The 17,959-nt window shown below is 50.7% G+C and carries 12 protein-coding genes; 5 read left to right on the forward strand and 7 right to left on the reverse strand.

Features of this window, described 5'->3' with window-relative positions; translation table 11 throughout:
* Nucleotides 1-22: 22 nt before the first annotated feature.
* The 4 genes from EDI29_RS06100 to EDI29_RS06115 all read right to left on the reverse strand — a co-directional run bounded on the left by EDI29_RS06100 (nt 23) and on the right by EDI29_RS06115 (nt 4,915).
* Nucleotides 23-949 carry a D-2-hydroxyacid dehydrogenase gene (locus EDI29_RS06100; protein WP_137740160.1) on the reverse strand — a complete coding sequence of 309 codons (927 nt, stop codon included), beginning with the start codon at nt 947-949 and terminating at the stop codon, nt 23-25.
* A 61-nt stretch (nt 950-1,010) separates the two neighbouring features.
* Nucleotides 1,011-2,723: a DUF6138 family protein gene (locus EDI29_RS06105; protein WP_137740161.1), complete on the reverse strand. Its 1,713-nt coding sequence runs from the start codon at nt 2,721-2,723 to the stop codon at nt 1,011-1,013.
* A 369-nt stretch (nt 2,724-3,092) separates the two neighbouring features.
* Nucleotides 3,093-4,142, reverse strand: coding sequence for an NAD(P)-dependent alcohol dehydrogenase (locus tag EDI29_RS06110; protein WP_137740162.1), 1,050 nt, complete (start codon nt 4,140-4,142; stop codon nt 3,093-3,095).
* Between the two features lie 155 nt (nt 4,143-4,297).
* Entirely contained in the window at nt 4,298-4,915 is a 618-nt protein-coding gene (locus EDI29_RS06115; protein ID WP_137740163.1) for a LysE family translocator, read from the reverse strand.
* A gap of 251 nt (nt 4,916-5,166) precedes the next feature.
* Here EDI29_RS06115 and EDI29_RS06120 point away from each other — a divergent pair, with 251 nt between their 5' ends.
* From EDI29_RS06120 to EDI29_RS06130, 3 genes are all read left to right on the forward strand, one after another.
* On the forward strand, nt 5,167-6,051 hold the full coding sequence (locus tag EDI29_RS06120; protein ID WP_137740164.1) for a LysR substrate-binding domain-containing protein: 885 nt from the start codon (nt 5,167-5,169) through the stop codon (nt 6,049-6,051).
* 19 nt (nt 6,052-6,070) lie between these two features.
* Nucleotides 6,071-7,237 carry an MFS transporter gene (locus EDI29_RS06125; protein WP_137740165.1) on the forward strand — a complete coding sequence of 389 codons (1,167 nt, stop codon included), beginning with the start codon at nt 6,071-6,073 and terminating at the stop codon, nt 7,235-7,237.
* 106 nt (nt 7,238-7,343) lie between these two features.
* Nucleotides 7,344-8,993 carry a DUF1963 domain-containing protein gene (locus tag EDI29_RS06130; RefSeq protein WP_137740166.1) on the forward strand — a complete coding sequence of 550 codons (1,650 nt, stop codon included), beginning with the start codon at nt 7,344-7,346 and terminating at the stop codon, nt 8,991-8,993.
* An 87-nt stretch (nt 8,994-9,080) separates the two neighbouring features.
* Here the strand turns inward: EDI29_RS06130 and EDI29_RS06135 are convergent, their stop codons facing one another.
* Nucleotides 9,081-9,776 carry a YjjG family noncanonical pyrimidine nucleotidase gene (locus EDI29_RS06135; RefSeq protein WP_137740167.1) on the reverse strand — a complete coding sequence of 232 codons (696 nt, stop codon included), beginning with the start codon at nt 9,774-9,776 and terminating at the stop codon, nt 9,081-9,083.
* The gene (locus tag EDI29_RS06140) at nt 9,773-10,969 is read right to left on the reverse strand and encodes an MFS transporter (RefSeq protein WP_277751447.1); all 1,197 of its coding nucleotides are present in this window, start codon (nt 10,967-10,969) and stop codon (nt 9,773-9,775) included. The genes EDI29_RS06135 and EDI29_RS06140 overlap by 4 nt, the downstream gene beginning before the upstream one ends.
* A gap of 867 nt (nt 10,970-11,836) precedes the next feature.
* On the opposite strand from EDI29_RS06140, the gene EDI29_RS06145 reads away from it, so the two are divergent.
* Both EDI29_RS06145 and pigE read left to right on the forward strand, forming a co-directional pair.
* Nucleotides 11,837-14,227 carry a decarboxylase gene (locus EDI29_RS06145; protein ID WP_137740169.1) on the forward strand — a complete coding sequence of 797 codons (2,391 nt, stop codon included), beginning with the start codon at nt 11,837-11,839 and terminating at the stop codon, nt 14,225-14,227.
* The gene (pigE, locus tag EDI29_RS06150) at nt 14,224-16,761 is read left to right on the forward strand and encodes a prodigiosin MAP biosynthesis aminotransferase PigE (protein ID WP_137740170.1); all 2,538 of its coding nucleotides are present in this window, start codon (nt 14,224-14,226) and stop codon (nt 16,759-16,761) included. The genes EDI29_RS06145 and pigE overlap by 4 nt, the downstream gene beginning before the upstream one ends.
* Nucleotides 16,762-17,138: 377 nt before the next feature.
* On the opposite strand, the gene EDI29_RS06155 is transcribed toward pigE, so the two are convergent.
* Nucleotides 17,139-17,959 (reverse strand): LysR family transcriptional regulator (locus EDI29_RS06155; protein WP_137740171.1); only part of this gene is annotated, 821 nt, incomplete at its 5' end.

The following is a 17,959-nucleotide window of genomic DNA, read 5'->3' on the forward strand; positions in this document are numbered from 1 at the left end:
ATGACGGTAATTAATTAAGCGATCAATACTCACGACTAAAATCCACTTCTCCGCGCAGTACATCATCAGCATAAAAACGAGCAAGATTATCCAGAAATAATCGCCCCATCAGCCCCGGCACCATCGGTCCGGCAATATGTGCCGTCAATGTCAGGTTCGGCGTATTCCAGAACGGATGGCTGTACGGTAGCGGCTCTTGTCTGAATACATCCAGTACCGCGCCTGCAATTTGCGCATCACATAGCGCCGCCCGTAAATCATCATCGACTACCGCGCTACCGCGCCCTACATTAATAAACAGCGCCGAAGGCTTCATCGCGGCAAACAGATTGGCATTATAGATGTCGGTGGTCGCCGACGTGTCTGGCAGCAGGTTGATGACATAATCGGCCTCCGGTATCGCGACAGGTAGCTCTGCCAAACTCATCATCTTTTTAAAATCAGGCCGATGCCTTGGCGTACTGACGATGCCATATAGCTCAACGCCAAAAGGCCGTAGAAAACCTGCGACTTCACAGCCAATCTCTCCCGCACCAACGATCAGCACGTTTTTATCCGCCAGCGATCCCGGCAGGCGGTGATCCCAACGCCGCTCTTCCTGGCTGATTTGCCGCTCCCCCAGACGCAACTCATGCCTGAGCATGTAGGCAATCACATATTCTGCTATCGGCTGCCCAAACACCCCAACGGCGCGGCTTAAACGGTAATCTCGCGGTAACCCATCGGCCAACAGCGGCTTGAATCCTGCCCAGGTAGACTGTAGCCATTTCGGTTTGGCTCCCTGAGCCAGCAATGCCGCTGCGGTGTCTGGTTCCCCCAACCAAATTGGGCAGCTCGCGGCCTGCTCTGCCGTACCGTTTGACAGCCTCAGCTCAAGTTCCGGTGCCCCATGATTTAAAACAGGGCCGATTTCATCAGCACGCGAGTCCAGCAGCAGAATAGCGGTCATCAATACGCTCCGTCATAGGGTGAGGCACATATGTTCTCGCCCTGCGTTATCATCATTACGTTTAGGATTCGGCAGAAGCCTGAATAAGCGACGTCAATAACTTGCCGCGCTTCGCTTCCGATTTTTTCACCAGTGCGGCGAGCTTCTTGGCATTGCCCCAGATGAGATACAAAATATGTTCTATCACCGCGGGTTCCCGCTTCCGCACCTCTTCAACCAACTGTTCAAACAAGGCATCATTTTCTAGCGCAGGCAGCATATTCAGCTTGAGGCTTTCCGTCGCATGGCTCAGACAGGCGACCAGTGTCGCCACGTTCTGTACCGTCACGCCATGCTTATCGAAAAATGCACGGATGAAGCCATCGTGCACCGATTGGTGCTCGTCATCCACGCTTTCCATGTAATCTTTTACGAGCGGGAAATACCCTGCATCGGTCAGCCCCAGCCCAAATACCGCATAGCTTCCCGGCATACTGCACTTTTCGCCTTCCGAATCGGCGTACCATTCAAATTTCTCAATCGCAGCACGAGCATAATCCTCAAGAAACGGGTAGGTCGATGCATACTGCAACGCGTTAGCAAAAAAGCGATGGGTATCCGATTTTGCCACGCCTTTGACGGGAAGGTACTGTCGCGTCGACGATTTCAGAACAATCTTGTAACTCTTTGGAAAACCAAGCGCCAGTAAACGCGTAATGAAAAGTAGCGCCTGTTCATACGCTTCGGCGCTTTCCTGACGAATACGCACCGTGATGGTAGAAAACACATCATTCGCTACACATTCAACCCATTCATTCTTCAGGTTGATCTGCTCTTGTTCAAACGTGCCGCTTCCCTCTTCCATCATGCTGGCCGCACGTGAGTAGCCCAATTGCTTTGCGATATCCAGATATTCCAGCGCCTGGGATTTGCTGTAGGAAGGTTCATAACGCAGAATCATGACTGCCGCATAGAGCACTAATTCAACGGGGTGAAGCGTTTGTGCCTCCTGTACATCCAGTGCAATACCAGGCTTGAGGGTATAGATATCCGGTTCAAAGAAATATTCGGGCTTGGACACATCGCAATAGCGCAACAAAAATTGCTGATCGACCCACGTCCTTAATGCGCGGACAATCCTGCGCCGATGCTCCAACAATTCCGCATGCCCTGCGTTTCGCTGCTGAATGTGTTCAAACTGAGTTACGATCCAGCGGATATCCTGCGAGGGAAAGAGTTGGTCATCAAGCAGGTGACGAGCCAGAAAGAAGGTTTGCAACTCTTCTGTCGGTGCACTGCCATGGGTAAGGTGCCGATCGATATAAGCGTGAATAGACTCGAGTAGCTGCCGTTTTTTTGCCTCGTTGGTGAACGTAAATAGCGTAATCAGCAAGCGACCTTCCGTTGCTGGAAACACGGCACGGAAGCAAAACCGATAGTCAATCACCGCAGTATCTGCGAGTTTCTCAACCCGCAGGGCAATAGCCTGAGCCAGCGCAGGAACTACATCTTCCTCAATTTGCGCCACACTCAATTCCCCTTTTCGGCTACCGGGCGACAGCCCATCAGCGTCACTTTTCGATTCAGAGGATATCGACGTCCGGCCCGGCGCATAATCCAGTACTACATCGTTATAGATACCCGCTTGCAGTGTGGTTCGGGATACGATCTTATCAACACCGACCCTTTTCTCCAGCGCGTCAAACCATTCACTGATGACCTTAAGCGATTCATCCCGCAAAGGCAGGTCGTGTTGTGGTGATACTCCGGTTTCGTTTGAATGCTTATCCGTCATTTTTCTTTTTCCTTTTTATCGCAGGTGAAACATTGCCAAAAAAATAGTATTGATGCGTGTTTACCAACCGCCAAAGGCAGCACGACGCATGCTATTTTTGCCTTCCTCGCTACGCCATAGCAGTGAGGTGTAGCGAAGAGAGCGGGAGAGCTAAACCAAGATAACCGTCTATTTAAAATGGTATTTTGGTTATGATAGCGAAGGAAAATCAACGTGTTGGTGTAACAATGGATAGTACCGCATCTGCACGTCTTTGGTGACAGGAAATGACGATGGGTTGGCTTTTCTCATGGTGCAAAGAAGGCGCGAATGCTCACGCGGTGACAATCCCACGGCACCGGAAAACAAGTGCGGTGGGACTCAGGCTAATCAGGCAGTCAGTGTGGCGTTATCAATGACGAAGCGGTATTTCACATCGCCTTTGAGCATCCGCTCGTAGGCTGTATTGATTTCATCAGCGCGGATCAGCTCAATGTCTGACACAATCCCGTGTTCAGCGCAAAAATCCAACATCTCCTGCGTCTCAGGAATGCCACCAATCATCGATCCCGCCACCGTACGACGTTTCATGATCAGATTGAACACGTTGGGAGAAGGATGCGGTGACGCAGGCGCACCGACCAGCGTGAGCGCGCCATCTCGCTTCAGCAGGACCAAAAACGCGTCCAGATCGTGCGGTGCGGCAACGGTATTGAGGATTAAATCGAAGCTGCCTGCGTGCGCAGCCATTTCTTCAGCATGACGAGAAACCACAACCTCGTTTGCGCCCAGCGCTTTTGCATCATCGCGTTTAGATTCAGACGTAGTGAACGCAACAACATAGGCTCCCATCGCATGTGCCAGTTTGATCCCCATGTGACCAAGCCCGCCGATCCCCACAACGCCAACCTTCTTACCCGGCCCTGCATTCCAATGCCGCAGCGGTGAATAGGTGGTTATTCCTGCGCACAACAGAGGGGCGACGGCAGCCAGCTCCGCTTCAGAATGACGAACACGCAGCACATAGCGCTCATGCACGACGATTTGCTGAGAGTAGCCGCCAAGCGTCCACCCAGGCTCATCCGCTGTCGGACCGTTATACGTGCCGACCATACCATCACAGTAGTTCTCTAAACCCTCATCGCACTCTTCGCAGTGTCGACAGCTGTCCACAATGCAGCCAATCCCGACCAGATCGCCAGCCTTAAACGCGGAAACATGCGCTCCGACCGCAGACACCCGCCCAACAATTTCATGGCCGGGAACGCAGGGAAACTGTGTTCCTGCCCATTCAGCACGCACCTGATGCAGGTCCGAATGGCAAATGCCGCAGTACGCAATCTCAATTTGAACATCGTGAGCTCCTGGCGCACGTCGGACAATCTTCAACGGCTCAAGAGGTTTGTCGCCCGCATGGGCTCCATACGCGTGTACAAGCATGGCTATTTCCTTTTCTGTTGAGAAACAGACTATTTTCCTAAATCCCCTCAGCAAACAGGTATAGCATTCCGACTGTTTTCTTGCCTGATCCTCCATTTATTTATGTACAGGCTACCGGATTCGAAGCGCCTCTCATCATTTCGCCATCCCGACCTCTAGAGAGCAATGTTGGTAAACGCCAGAGAAGCACCTAACACGATCAGGGCAATGCCGATCCCTTTATCGACCAGATGCTGACGCTCGAGTAACCGGCGACGCATAGCCGGTGCGGCAAAAAACAGCGCAACAATACTGAACCAGACCCAGTGCGCCACCGACATGAATAACCCGTAGCCAAAATTATGGCTCATTGGGCTGTCGGGCTGCACGACTTGGGTATAGGTGGCGACGACAAACAGCATCGTTTTCGGGTTAAGAGCATTGGTGAAAAACCCCATACAGAACGCAGCCAGTGATGACGGCGCATGACCGGATGACTCTTCTAATTTTATTTTTATCGTATTGGTTAATGATTTATATCCCAGATAAATCAGATATGACGCCCCCAAAATCTTCATCGCGATAAACATCATCGGGGAGTTAACAATGAATACTGCGATGCCAAAAACGGTATACATCACATGAATCTGGACGCCGCAGGCAATGCCAAACGCGCTGAGTAGCCCAGTGCGCGAGCCAAACGCATAGCTGTTGCGGGTTACCATCGCAAAATCAGGTCCCGGACTGATAACCGCCAAAATAGTGATCGTCGCGACGGCAATTAACTCATTCATTAACATTTTCCTTGCTCAGCAAGCCATCATTTTTACGATGATTTTGCACAGATAGAAGACAGGTGGATTAACAGAGAAATACAGCGGTCAGTGATGTAGTACGGTGATTAACGATGCCATCCCTACAATATTTTCTCATTATTTAGTCTATTACACGTATTTACGCTGAAGCGCAGTTTGATTATTCAGCGTTTGCATGTGTCAAAAAAGCGATTTATCTTGGTGTAAATCTGTCAAATTTCATCGTGTATATGAAACTTCCCTCGTTAGCCTCTTTTCGCTTCTTTGAAGCGGCCGCACAAACAGGTAGCTTTGTTAAAGCCGCCGAGTCTTTGCATGTCACGCACGGCGCTGTCAGCAGACAAATTAGATTGCTGGAAGACGCGTTAGGCGTTGAACTGTTTGAACGACGTAACCGGGCGATCTTTTTAAACGCGGCGGGCCGTTCTTTGCATACGGTCACGCAGGCCGTCTTCGAGCAACTCGAAGGCGCGGTTTATCGGTTACAGCAAGCGGCGCAGGATGATGTACTGACGCTGTCATGCGAACCCACGATTGCCATGAAATGGCTGATTCCGCGACTGCCTGCTTTTAATCAGGCGCATCCCGATATCAAACTTCATTTGGTGGCTGCGGGTGGACCGATTGATTTTGTGCGTAGCGGCGTTGATCTCGCGCTGCGGCGTGACGACTTTCACTGGGAACCGCAAACGCATGGGGTAAAGGTATGTGACGAATGGATGGGGCCAGTAAGTCGCAATAAAGCCGAGCGCCAAGACAGCCTGGAGGGAATGCGTTTGCTCTACACCGGAACGCGACCAAGAGCGTGGGCAACGTGGCAGCGACAGACACACGTCTCCCTCCAAGGCACTACCAGAGCGGACTATGAGCATTTTTATCTGTGCATTCAGGCTGCGGTTTCAGGGTTAGGCATGGCGATGGCGTCTTTCCTGATGGTGCAAGATGAGATTGGAAACGGACAATTGCATGCACCGTATGGATTTGCGCGGGATGGCTCTGCTTATTACTTGCTATCGCCCGTCCCTCTTGAGCAAAATGAAAAATACGCACGGTTTCATACCTGGCTCATGAAGGAAGTTTCTACCTGCCTTTCCGGGGTTGAAGAACCTTGTTAACCCCCATACTGGAAGCACAATGACAGCACATTCCCGTGGAGCTAATTTCACGACACTGAACATGATTATTGCCGCCTCCCTCGTGGGGCTGGTCACTGGATACACGCTACCGCTAATCAGTTTGAAGCTGGCAGAACACGGGCACAGCACGACGACGCTCGGTATTCTGGCTGCACTCCCGGCGGCGGGAATGATGCTCTCATCCTTTGTTACCCCTTGGCTCAGCCGCCACCTGCACGCCAGATATCTGTTATCCGGCAGCCTGATCATTCTGGCGATATCAACCGTAGCCTCATTCCTACTGTCACACCCTGTTTCACTCATTTTACCCCGCCTGCTAACCGGGCTCGCTTCAGGGATACTTGTGGTGCTGGGAGAAACCTGGGTCACCAGCCGAGCCTCTGACAAACACAAAGCAACACTGACGGGGTTGTATGCATCCGTTTTCACAGGATGTCAGCTAATAGGACCGCTGCTTATTGCCGCTGGAGAGAATATTCAAACGTATGCGCTATGGCTGATTGGTGGCATCTCCGCCACATGTGCGTTCATGCTGAGGAATTGCGCCAATATGGTTCGGGCGGATGAACCGTCCTCTGCGTCTTATCGGGACCTTATCCCTTTTCTCCCAGCGATTGCTTCTGGCGTACTCTGCTTCTCCTTTTTCGATGCCAGCATACTGTCGCTCTTTCCACTTTATGGCATGGCGCAAGGGTTGGACGAAAAATCTGCGATCTTATTGGTCACACTCATCTTTCTGGGTGATGCCGTATTTCAGACGCCGATTGGCTGGCTGGCAGACAAATGCGGCATCATGAAAATCCACATCAGTTGCGGCATTCTTTTCTGTGTCATGCTGATATGCATCACCTTTTCGTTCTCCTCTCCTGCACTTCTTGCTACCGTCTGCATCATATTGGGTGCCGCAGCAGGTGGGCTTTATACCCTGTCCCTCGTTCGGGCAGGTCAGCGGTTCGCTGGTCAACGATTGATTGTGATGAATTCCCTTCTGGGACTGGTGTGGTCTGCTGGCAGCATCAGCGGCCCCCTATTATCCGGTGCTGCGATGACGTTCTACGGTTACGACAGCCTCATCGCCATATTGCTACTCATCGGCGTGTTGTTTGTTGGCCTACAAGGCGTATTAAGAAAAGAGCACGCACCGCCTTCGCTGAGTGAGGAGTGATGCAAAGTCACCAGCAGTCAGGACATCGCACTCTTGCGGGGGCAGACAAATGTGGCATCATAAAAAACCACATCAAAGGCGATATTTTTCTGCGTTAGGGATTGCCATGCCAATCATACACACGGATGTTTTATCTATAGATTTCCCCCCGAATTTCACTTCCGTTGAGCAAATCGGACAGGGTGCGCTCGGTCAGTATCCTACTGACGACAGCCTCGTCGTGCTGGATATTTATCCGGTTGATAGAGACTTACTACACAAAACAGAAACGGGACAAGCTGAGCAATACCGCTCTTTCTGTGGAAAAATCTATGGGAAACTCACCTGGCTTGAAGAAAAAACGTTAGCCCTTGAAAACGACAGCGCATTGTTAATGACAGCTGAAGGGATTTACGGCTTTGCTTACCTGTTCGCGTTTATCCGCTTAACCGACACGGTTTGCCTTTTCGCAGGGGGATACTGCCCGCTGGAGCAGCAACAAGCGCACTTCATAACAATGGAAGCCGCACTGCGCAGCCTGCGAATTGTCACTGCCACACCAGAAACGGCATATCACAGCCACCTGCAAGCGAAGGGAGCAGAAACGGCAACAACACAGGGCAACGATGTGAAAACAAAGCAGAGAAGCATCGTAGAGACACCAATCTACCCTCCTATAACGCTAGATCCTGCCCTGCTCCCGTTGCTGGCTGAACATTCTCCACAGCGCCAGCATCTTATGAACACATTACTCTCGGCTGATGCCATCACGCCTATCGCCTATGCCGTATCTGGCACTTTACGCAGTAGCATCGATTTCTATCATGGCGCAAAAGACGATCACTCAGGGCTGGGTAACCATCGGCTCGGCGGCCTGCCAGATTTACCTGTCGATATTCCTTACCCTTGTGTCAACGTCGCCAAGGACACCCTGCTCGCGTACGAAGAGTGCTGGGAAGCTGGTGATGACGAAGAAGAAGTCTGCATTTTTCCCAGAGACGACGTCACACAGACCTATCGTGTACCGTTGGAATTTATTGCGCAGTTAGACTGCCGTGATTTAGCCCCATTGCAGAGCTATTTGCCACGCGAAGGCACGTTATTCTTCTTTCTGGAATGCGGAAGTAGCCCTTTGACGACCAGAGGGAAAGTTATCTATGTGCAGGACACGGCAAGCCTGAGCAGTGGAAAACGCTTTGCCGAACTGGCTTTCAATGACGAGAAGACCCTCGGGCAAAAGCCCGCCTTTACACTGCATCCCAGAGCCAGCGTTACCGTACCCAGTTTTTACGCATTACGCCAAAATCCTCATATTGGTTCCATACTCTGCTCACGCATGAGTCTGGAACAGCAGGCAGCACTGGATGATGATGAATACGACGATGCGCTATCCCGCCTTGGCTTTGCACAATATTATGCCTGGAAGCTGCGGCAGTTGGGGGCATTCAATCTATTACCTGATAGTAAAGCGACTGAAGAGCAACTGGCCTGGATGACCGAGAACGACATGCTGCCATCGGGCTTTCCGCCAGATGAGCCGCTGCCTGAATATCAGGGTATTGCCCGAGTCAACGGCTGTGGTTTCAGCCAGCATGAATTACCAGAGTTGCAGGCAGCACAGCAATTGGGTGGCGAAGCACAAGACTGGCTGGTGCTGTTTCAGGTCTGTCTGGATGGGCAATTCCAGTGGGATGACGGCATACTGAACTTCATCATCCATCGCACAGACCTTGCCGCTCAACGCTTCGACCGGGTATTCATGGTCTGCGATTACTGAGAATTTGCGCTGATTAACAGGTAAGTCCGACGACAACCCAAAGCGAGTCGGTAGCAGTGATTGTCGTCGATACTGCGTGGTACAGACTTAAGACCTGGCGCCGATCTGCGTGAAGACATCTTGTAGCGTTGCAGCCTCGTAGGTTGGCGCAATATCCGAATCGTTGGCGGCTCCGTTTGCATTGAACCAACAACTGTCTATGCCGTACAGGTTAGCCCCAAGAATATCGGCATCGAGCCTGTCGCCTACAATGACTGCCTTGGTTTTCTCAAATGCGCTGAATTTGTTGGCTGAGAACTCAAAGAAGCGCGCATCCGGCTTGGCGAATCCACAAGCCTCAGAGGTGGCGACAAACGTGAGCCAGTCTGCCAGCCCCGAGTTCGCCACTCGCTTCGCCTGCACATACTCAATGCCGTTGGTAATAATGCCAACTTCACCGATCTCGGCAAGCGCTTCACAGATTTGAACCGCGCCATCCACCAACACCACGGTCTCAGGCAGGCACTCCAGATAGAGATTGCTCGCTTTGTGAGGATCGATATCGATGCCATGCAGAGAGAACGTGCGGCGGAATCGTTCTACTTTCAGTAAATCTTTGGTGATTTCCCCCTTCTCGAATTCACTCCATAGTTGAGAATTCTCGCGCTGATAGTCTGCAAACAGGGTGGTATTTTCAATATCGACGCCAAGGTGTGTCAGCGTGCGTGCGAACGAAAGCCGCTCAGAGGCTTTGAAGTCTAACAGCGTGTCGTCAAGGTCAAACAGGAAGTGGCGGTATTTCATAAATGTTGGTTACTCGAAATTAAGGAATCGTTTTGGGTGGAGACGGCCTGCGCGGGTTTAGCAGCCGTCAGCGCGCGGTTAACACCCAGAATCACAACGAGGAATGATAGCGTCAATATCCCAATCATCACCCATGGAAATGCGCCCGGACCTGCGCTGCTGAGGAGTAATCCTCCAATAACGCCTCCAGCCGCGACAGCGGTGTTCCATGATGTAGTAGACATCGACTGTGCGACATCTACGGCATCAGACGAAAGATGGGTCATTGCCGTTTGCGTGACGACAGAGAATCCCCCGAAAGAGATTCCCCACATAAAGACGGCCAGAACCAAAATGACCTGAACATCGGACCAAAGGCCCAGAAGTAGCGTCGCTGCGGCGAATAACATAACTTCGGCAGGGCCGAGACGATTTAGATTTCCATCGACGATGATGCCAGACAACACAAGGCCAAAAACCGCACCGGCTCCGAAAATGAATAGCACGCCGTTGAGCCAGTCACCCATGGCAGAAGCGACGAGGAAAGGTTCGATGTAAATATAGAGAATGTTGTGCGTGACAATATAAGTGAGGATCAGCGCAAGCGTCGCCCCGACACCGCGCTTGGCGGCGACCTGAGGCAGCGATATCCGTTTATCGGCCGATTCACCCGGGAAGTCAGGAGCAAAAATTGCGATCCAAACAACGAGGAGCACCGCGATAACCGACACAAGTCCAAATGCCCCCTGCCAACCGATCGCTGACCCGAGAAGGCCACCAATCGGTACACCGAGAACCAACGCGGCCGTAGAGCCCGCGCCGACAATAGCGATAGCACGCCCAAGTAACCAACGAGGAACCATACGGGATGCGTACCCGGCAAGCATCGACCAAACCACCCCGCCGAACAGACCTGCAACAAAACGGGCGGCCAGTGATAAAACGTAGTTATCCGAAACCGCAGTCACCGCATTAACGATGGCGAATCCGCTAATCACAACGAGTAACAGGGGTTTGCGCCGCATTCCCCGCGTCAGCGCCGTAGCGGGAATCGCGGATAAAAGCGCCCCCAGCGCAAATGCGGTAATGAACTGACCAGCCAGACTTTCGGAAACATCCAGACCGGTAGCGATCGAACTGAGGAGCCCAGCGGGCATGATCTCAGTCAGTAAGGTCAGAAATGCGGCTGTCGCAAGCGCGAGAAGCTTTAGCACGGGGAGAGACGGGGATGAAATTCGATTTGCACTCAAAATAATTATTTACCTGTAACGCTGGCCTGTCGTGGCGCACTCATTTTCTGCCACCTGAATAGAGATGATACCACCACATCCGTATACAAACAGGTAACATGATGATTCCTGAAAGTCACCATGCTGCGGATACGCATTCAGGAGAGCTATACGTGGATGGTAAATAATGTTGAAAATATCCTTCTGTAATATATTTATTAGGTATTGAAAAGAATAGGTTATTCGGTCTCATCTATTTCACCACTGTTCAGTATTCAATGTTATTCATTCATATCTAACAATATGATTAAAAATAAAAAACCGATAAAAATAATCTTTCAATGAAATTGAAAAATAAGTTACTCATTCATTATTACCAGACTACTTAATAATAGCATTTTTAATAAAAGCGATTCAAATAAAAACCCATACCATACAATTAGATAAGTAAAAACAAAGAAATTAATAGCTATTTACACATCTCAATTATTGCCATTTCATCAGCCTCAACTATACATAATATTCGCAATGTATAATAAAAAAATTGATTAAATTCTGCGGCGAAATTCTATTTCGTCAAGTGGCTTGCTGTCCCTAAAAGGCAGTAAAAACACACAGCTAAAAAAATCATTGCTACGTTCTACCTGTTGGATGATATTTCCATCCAACAGAGTTGGCGGCACCTCCATCCGGCGGTATATCGTCTAGTTTTTCTTGTTTTAGGTACTGATTTTATTTCCGGACGTCACGGAAAACATCGCTTCCGTTTGCGTCAATTACAGACTGAGCCAGGGGAAATCGTGATCTTGAAAAGATCGACATTAGCAGTAACCAAAAGAGGAGCACCTGCTTATGCGACAAGACATACGAACCATTGGCGTTTGCCTGGTTAGCCAGGATGAAGGATTAACACAGGATCTGGATGTCGTTTTGAAAAGTGTCAATAATTTGCTCTGCGGCAATATTGATGTCCCCAAGAGTATAACGCCAGACGGTACCTGCCTGCCCTATCGGCGGGTTCTATCTCAGGCAAGTCAATACCTGTCATCACAGCGGCGTGACAAAACGTTATCACTGACATTGCGGCGCTTTGATTCTATGGCAACAGCAAATCACGCGATGACAGCACACCATCCACCACCTATCGAATGTGTGTTATTAGATACACGTCACGAAGAGCTACACGGTTCAGAAGATCCCTTTACCCAATTCACCCCGAAGTCATCAGAGTCACGGTTTTCACCGTGTTCTGCCATGTTGCTTTGCAAAGAGGAACTTCTGGGTAAATGGATGGGCAGACTCGGAGGAAATCGATTAGTCAGGGTTCTACACGATTGTCCGTGGCAACGGCGGGCCGATATCCTTCGTTTGGTGCTGGATCATCTTGAACATGCACACTTCAACCGCCTGCTGGTACGTGCTTGCCAAAAAACGGAAGGCCCTGGGATATTAGCGCAAACGATTTATCGTCATATGACCGAGCGATGGGGCGATCAATGGGATTTTCACTTCTACACCGGGTCAATGGTGGCAGGGTTCATCGACTCAATGAAAACCTTACTTCACGGTTCAGAAAACCGCTGTCTGACGGGTAATAATGAGCATGCTCTTGCCGTCAGCGCACTGGCAGGATGGCAATTATATGGGCGCTCCTATGTGATTGCTATAACGTCCGGCATGATCGATGAAGCACGTGGGACATTATCAAACCTCAAGCGTGCCGCTGCACCAGGCCTGATTATCTGCGCGGACTCGCCGCAAACAACCTGGTATCCATTTCAGGGAACGCTTGACGCCGATAATGACGGGCATGAAGTTATTACTGCCCGTGGCTTATGGCATTGCTTCATCCGCACACCCGATGAAATGCCCACCGGTCTGCAAGGTGCTTTTCGCTCACTAGATGAACGTCCGGCGCCTACCTTTGTTTTAGCCACGCAAAACATCCTTGAATCTCAAGCAGACAACCTCAAAATCGAGATTCCTTCCCACATTCCCAGGAAGGAGGAACTTTCCGCACAGCAACGTGAACAGCTAGATCAGGCAGTGTCAGCCATCAATCATGATAACGCCCGCATCCTGTGGCACTGCGGACGGCTTACTGCTCGAGAGCGCAAACGCATCCTAACGCTGGCAGAACGGGCCGGAATAGCATTAGTCGACAGCATCATTCACCCCGGCAGCGTGTCTGCTTATAGCGATGGCACTCTGGTAGATAACTATCTGGGTACGCTTTCCATGTATGGCTTCAACCGCGCCGTCTATGAGTTCCTGGAAACACCAGCAGCAGAAGGAGAAGGCACACCCTGGCTGTTTTTCTTAAAAGGCAAAGTTGAGCAGTCAGCAACACCTTACTCAGAAGGTAAGCTCAAACGTAATTTCCGCATCGCTCAGGTTAACCGCAACCCGGCACACCTTTCACCCTTTACCGATCTGGGATTGGATATTCAACTGTCTGATTTCCTAGACTATCTTGAACCTCGTCTACAAATCGACAGCACCGTATTGTCTTATCGTCGTGCTGGGCTTAAGCGGCTGCGACAGCTGCCGACAGCGTTGCCAAGCGATATGATCGAAACCATGCCTATGACATCCAATCATTTCTTCCACAGGCTAGGCCAACTTATCGCCGAACTTATTGAGAACCACGATTATCGCTATACAGGGGTCTACGATGTAGGCCGCTGTAGCTTATCGGCCATCCGTAATGTGCCACGTACCGGTCCTGGTTTCTCCGGCTGGTATGGCCGTGCGTTGATGGGAGATGGTCTGATGTCGTTACCCTATATCGCACTGAAGAACGAACACAATATTTTAGCTTTCGTCGGCGATGGTGCCCGAGCAATGGTACCGAATATTGAGCAACGTCTGGCCTGGTCATCAGTTAAGGGCGTGACAGGGCGTGGCGGTAATGTCACGGTCTTTTACCTGACCAACGGCGTGCTCTCCATGATTCAGACTTATATGGACAAACGTTATGCGCTCAATGCCAGTTGTCAGGTCAATGTGCCCTTGATAGAGCTGGATAAGGGGCCTTCTCATCGCGTAATCGACGGAATCAACGTTCATCACCGCGTGCTGCGTCAGTTCTGTCCAGCACTGTTACGTGAAGCCTTATTGGCACCAGGGAGAGTCAACTTCTTCGACATCTGGCTTGGACATAATTCTGAGGGTGATGGCTTGAGTCTGGCCTCTGAGGACTCTTGGAACCGTATTCATATTGGTAATGAGGGAACACCATGAAATTTGGCTTTATTGCCCATCCAACATCCAGAGAGCTTCTAAATCAGGTAAAACTGATCGATATGGCTGGCCGAATGCTGGAAGAACAGGCAACGGGTTATGATCCTATGCTGTGGCAACGGCGTAATCTGGTCCCGTTTGCCGAATTCAGCCGCATCGTTAGCGCCAGTGGTGCCCAATGCGAGGGGATCTTACAGTTCATGCCGTTAACCGCAGAGCAAATGCTGAGCCAGCCCCGACGCATTGCCGAGCGTGTAGTCGAAGGGGTCAACACACTCAAGCATCAGGGGGTGGAGCTAGTAGGGCTCGGCGGCTTTACCTCTATTGTCGGCAACCGTGGTCTACAGACCCTTGACCGCACAAACATTCCTGTCACGACAGGCAATTCACTGACGGCCTATGCAACCTATGTGAATATACTGGATGTCCTCTCTACGTTAGATATTCCAGCAGAGCAAGCCGACGTTGCGATACTGGGATATCCCGGTTCAATTGCGTTGGCGGTTGCACGGCTGCTTGCCCCATTGGGATGCCAACTAAGATTGATACACCGGGATGAGAAACAGCATGCTCAGGCTTTACTGGATTATCTGCCTGCATCCTTACACAGAAATGTGACGCTGCACGCCGGCATGGACGACTGCTACGAGCGAGTGAAATTGTTCGTAGCCGCTACATCCAGTGGCGGTGTCATTGACCCTCAGCGACTGGCTCCAGGCAGTATCGTCGTGGATGCCGCACTGCCAAAAGATGTATTACCCGGTTGGGAAACTCGTGACGATATTCTGGTGATTGATGGCGGATTAGTTTCCGCAACCGATGCCGTCAGTTTCGGCGCGATGACGTTAGGACTGGATCCCAAACGCCATCTCAATGGTTGTCTGGCTGAGACCATCATTCTCGCTCTGGAAGGCTGGGCCGAACCGTTCTCGATTGGTCGGGAGTTACCCGTTGATCGGGTTCTGGAGATTGGCCGTCTTGCTGAACGACATGGTTTTTTGCCCCGCCCCATGTCAAGCCGCGGTGAAAATGTGGATGATGTGAAACTGCGCGAACTGCGTCGATTTCATAACGGGAAACGACACACAACTCCTGATGGCAGTGACATTAACCCTGAACATCTTCGCGAACCTGAACGTCTTCGTGAAGACGTGCTGAGATGCTTCGGAGAATACATCAATCCCGTTCTGCGAGAGTTTTATGCTTTCAACCATGTTGAACGGGTTTTCAACCACGGAAAAGGCTGTTGGCTAACGGATCTGGACGGACAACGCTATCTGGACTTTGTAGCAGGATATGGTTGCCTCAATACTGGCCATAACCATCCAGATATTGCTGCTAATCTGCAAAAGTACCTGCTACAGCAGCATCCTACTTTTGTTCAATATCTGTCAGCACCTCTCCATGCCAGCCTTCTGGCCAAGCGTTTAGCGGCACTTTCGCCTGACGGGTTGGAACGTGTGTTTCTGAGTAACTCTGGCACTGAAGCCGTGGAAGCCGCGTTGAAATTAGCGCTGGCAGCCAGCGACAAACCAACACTGCTCTATTGCGCTAATGGTTATCATGGCAAAACACTTGGGGCCTTGTCCGTAACAGGACGAGCGAAACATCGGCAGGTGTTCGAGCCTCTATTACCTCACTGTGAGGAAATTCCGTTTGGCGATGCTTCAGCCTTACAAGCCAGATTGCAAAAGGGAGACATAGCAGCCTTTATCATGGAGCCCATCCAAGGGGAAGGTGGCGTGGTGATACCGCCCGATGGCTATCTCAACGCCGTAAGAACGCTCTGTTCAGAGCATGATTGCCTCTGGATCCTCGACGAAATCCAGACTGGACTTGGCCGTACCGGCAAGATGTTCGCTTGCCAGTGGGAGGACGTTTCTCCCGACATTATGGTGCTATCAAAATCCCTCTCTGGTGGCCTTGTCCCTATTGGAGCAACGCTATCATCCAAACATGTTTGGCAACGTGCTTATGGCAATATCGATCGTTTCGCGCTTCACACATCAACATTTGGCGGCGGTAACTTTGCCGCCGCCGCAGCGATGGCTGCACTGGACGTGATCGAACGTGAAAATCTGGCCGACAATGCCGCACAGGTTGGTGCACATCTGCGAAAAAGACTGGAGGAATTAGCCGACAGGCATTACTTCATCAAGGAAGTTCGTGGACAAGGGCTGATGATTGCGATCGAATTTCAGAATGACGTCTCAGATGGCATTGAGGCATTTGTCCGGGAAATGTCCAGCCGCTTGCCTGCCAAAGCTGCGGCAACCTATCGGATGATGCCGATGAAAGCTCGTGAACATCTGGAAGCCGCAATAAAGGAATTAGAATCTACACTGGCGGACATGTTCGTACTGCGAATCATGACCAAACTTTCCAAAGATCACCATATTCTGACTTTCGTGACAGCGAATAACAACCGCGTGATGCGCATACAACCCCCGCTGGTTTTGTCGCTGGAAGAAGCGGATACCTTTGTTAAAGCACTGAGCGAGGTATGTGAGGAACTCTCAACCTTTGAATCGTAATCCAGGCGTCTCCTGCCTATAAACATTGAAATGGCTATCCATTCACAAGAGAGGTGAATGTTGCTGAAAGAAAAAAGCTTAAAGGCCCAATGCTAATCGGTTCATAAGCTATTGCCGATCCAGCTAGTATGAAAAACCCTGAAGCTACACTTCTGGGTTAATACGCAAACCAATGCCCTGTCAGCCATATGCTGGCGGGGTGTTTTTCTTTCTGGAGAAAATTGAGTTTATGATATCAGGGTACAAGCAGGCGATATAATGATCGACGCTGGCTGGTGCTTTCGTAAAGCAACGTCCTATAACGTTGGACATCATCTAAATGTCTATTTAGCGAGCACCAAAACAAAGCCATGGATTAGTTAGTATTAAATGCCTAATCAGGATGTGCGCTCCCAGAGTAGTGGATCAGCAAATTTCTCAGCCAGAAAATCAACAAATGCCTGTACCCTGCGACTCTGCATCGACCGGGTCGGTGTAATAGCATTGATCTGAGAAGGGACGCCTGGATATTCGGGTAAAACTACCCGCAACCGACCATGCTTTAAATCGCTCGCAACGCTCCAAACCGATTGATATGAAATTCCAAGCCCGGATAAAGCCGCATCGCGTAGCACTTCTCCGAGATTGCTTTCAAAGTTTCCAGACATTTTCACTTTAATTAATCCACCATTAGGTGTACTCAGAGGCCAAATGTCCTGACGCCCCTCACGACCCAGCAAGAATAGCCCATCATGGGATGACAGATCGTCTGGATGCAAAGGGGTACCGTGCTTGTTTAGGTAATCTGGAGAGGCAACTAACACACGAGGATCTGGAGAAAGAGGCCGCACAACCAGACGCGAGTCTTGCAGTGGCCCCATTCTGATTGCCAAATCGAAGCCCTCTTTTATGATGTCCACCATATCGTCGCTCAGATGAGCGGAGATGTTCACCTTTGGGTACATCGTCTGGAACTCGGACAACAATGGCGACACATAGATTCGCCCAAATGATGCCGACATAGTCACTCGCAGGTGACCAGCCACCGTTGTGGAGCAATCACGCAGGCATTGACCCAAGGCAACAAGCTCCTCAATTAGCGGACGCCCCTGATCTGCCAATGTCTGCCCCTCCGGCGTCGGGTACATACTGCGTGTGGAGCGGTTCAGCAACCGCACCCCTAGTTCGCGTTCAAGCCGCTGAAGGCGCTGACTCGCAA

It is taken from the genome of Pectobacterium polonicum (assembly GCF_005497185.1).
GTDB classification, from domain to species: domain Bacteria; phylum Pseudomonadota; class Gammaproteobacteria; order Enterobacterales; family Enterobacteriaceae; genus Pectobacterium; species Pectobacterium polonicum.

What these genes read in the sequence shown, in the direction of transcription:
- EDI29_RS06110 (WP_137740162.1), bottom strand. Translation starts at nt 4,142, where the DNA reads ATGCTTGTACACGCGTATGGAGCCCATGCGGGCGACAAACCTCTTGAG.
- EDI29_RS06125 (WP_137740165.1), top strand. Translation starts at nt 6,071, where the DNA reads ATGACAGCACATTCCCGTGGAGCTAATTTCACGACACTGAACATGATT.
- EDI29_RS06145 (WP_137740169.1), top strand. Translation starts at nt 11,837, where the DNA reads ATGCGACAAGACATACGAACCATTGGCGTTTGCCTGGTTAGCCAGGAT.
- EDI29_RS06120 (WP_137740164.1), top strand. Translation starts at nt 5,167, where the DNA reads ATGAAACTTCCCTCGTTAGCCTCTTTTCGCTTCTTTGAAGCGGCCGCA.
- EDI29_RS06115 (WP_137740163.1), bottom strand. Translation starts at nt 4,915, where the DNA reads ATGAATGAGTTAATTGCCGTCGCGACGATCACTATTTTGGCGGTTATC.
- EDI29_RS06130 (WP_137740166.1), top strand. Translation starts at nt 7,344, where the DNA reads ATGCCAATCATACACACGGATGTTTTATCTATAGATTTCCCCCCGAAT.
- EDI29_RS06105 (WP_137740161.1), bottom strand. Translation starts at nt 2,723, where the DNA reads ATGACGGATAAGCATTCAAACGAAACCGGAGTATCACCACAACACGAC.
- EDI29_RS06135 (WP_137740167.1), bottom strand. Translation starts at nt 9,776, where the DNA reads ATGAAATACCGCCACTTCCTGTTTGACCTTGACGACACGCTGTTAGAC.
- pigE (WP_137740170.1), top strand. Translation starts at nt 14,224, where the DNA reads ATGAAATTTGGCTTTATTGCCCATCCAACATCCAGAGAGCTTCTAAAT.
- EDI29_RS06100 (WP_137740160.1), bottom strand. Translation starts at nt 949, where the DNA reads ATGACCGCTATTCTGCTGCTGGACTCGCGTGCTGATGAAATCGGCCCT.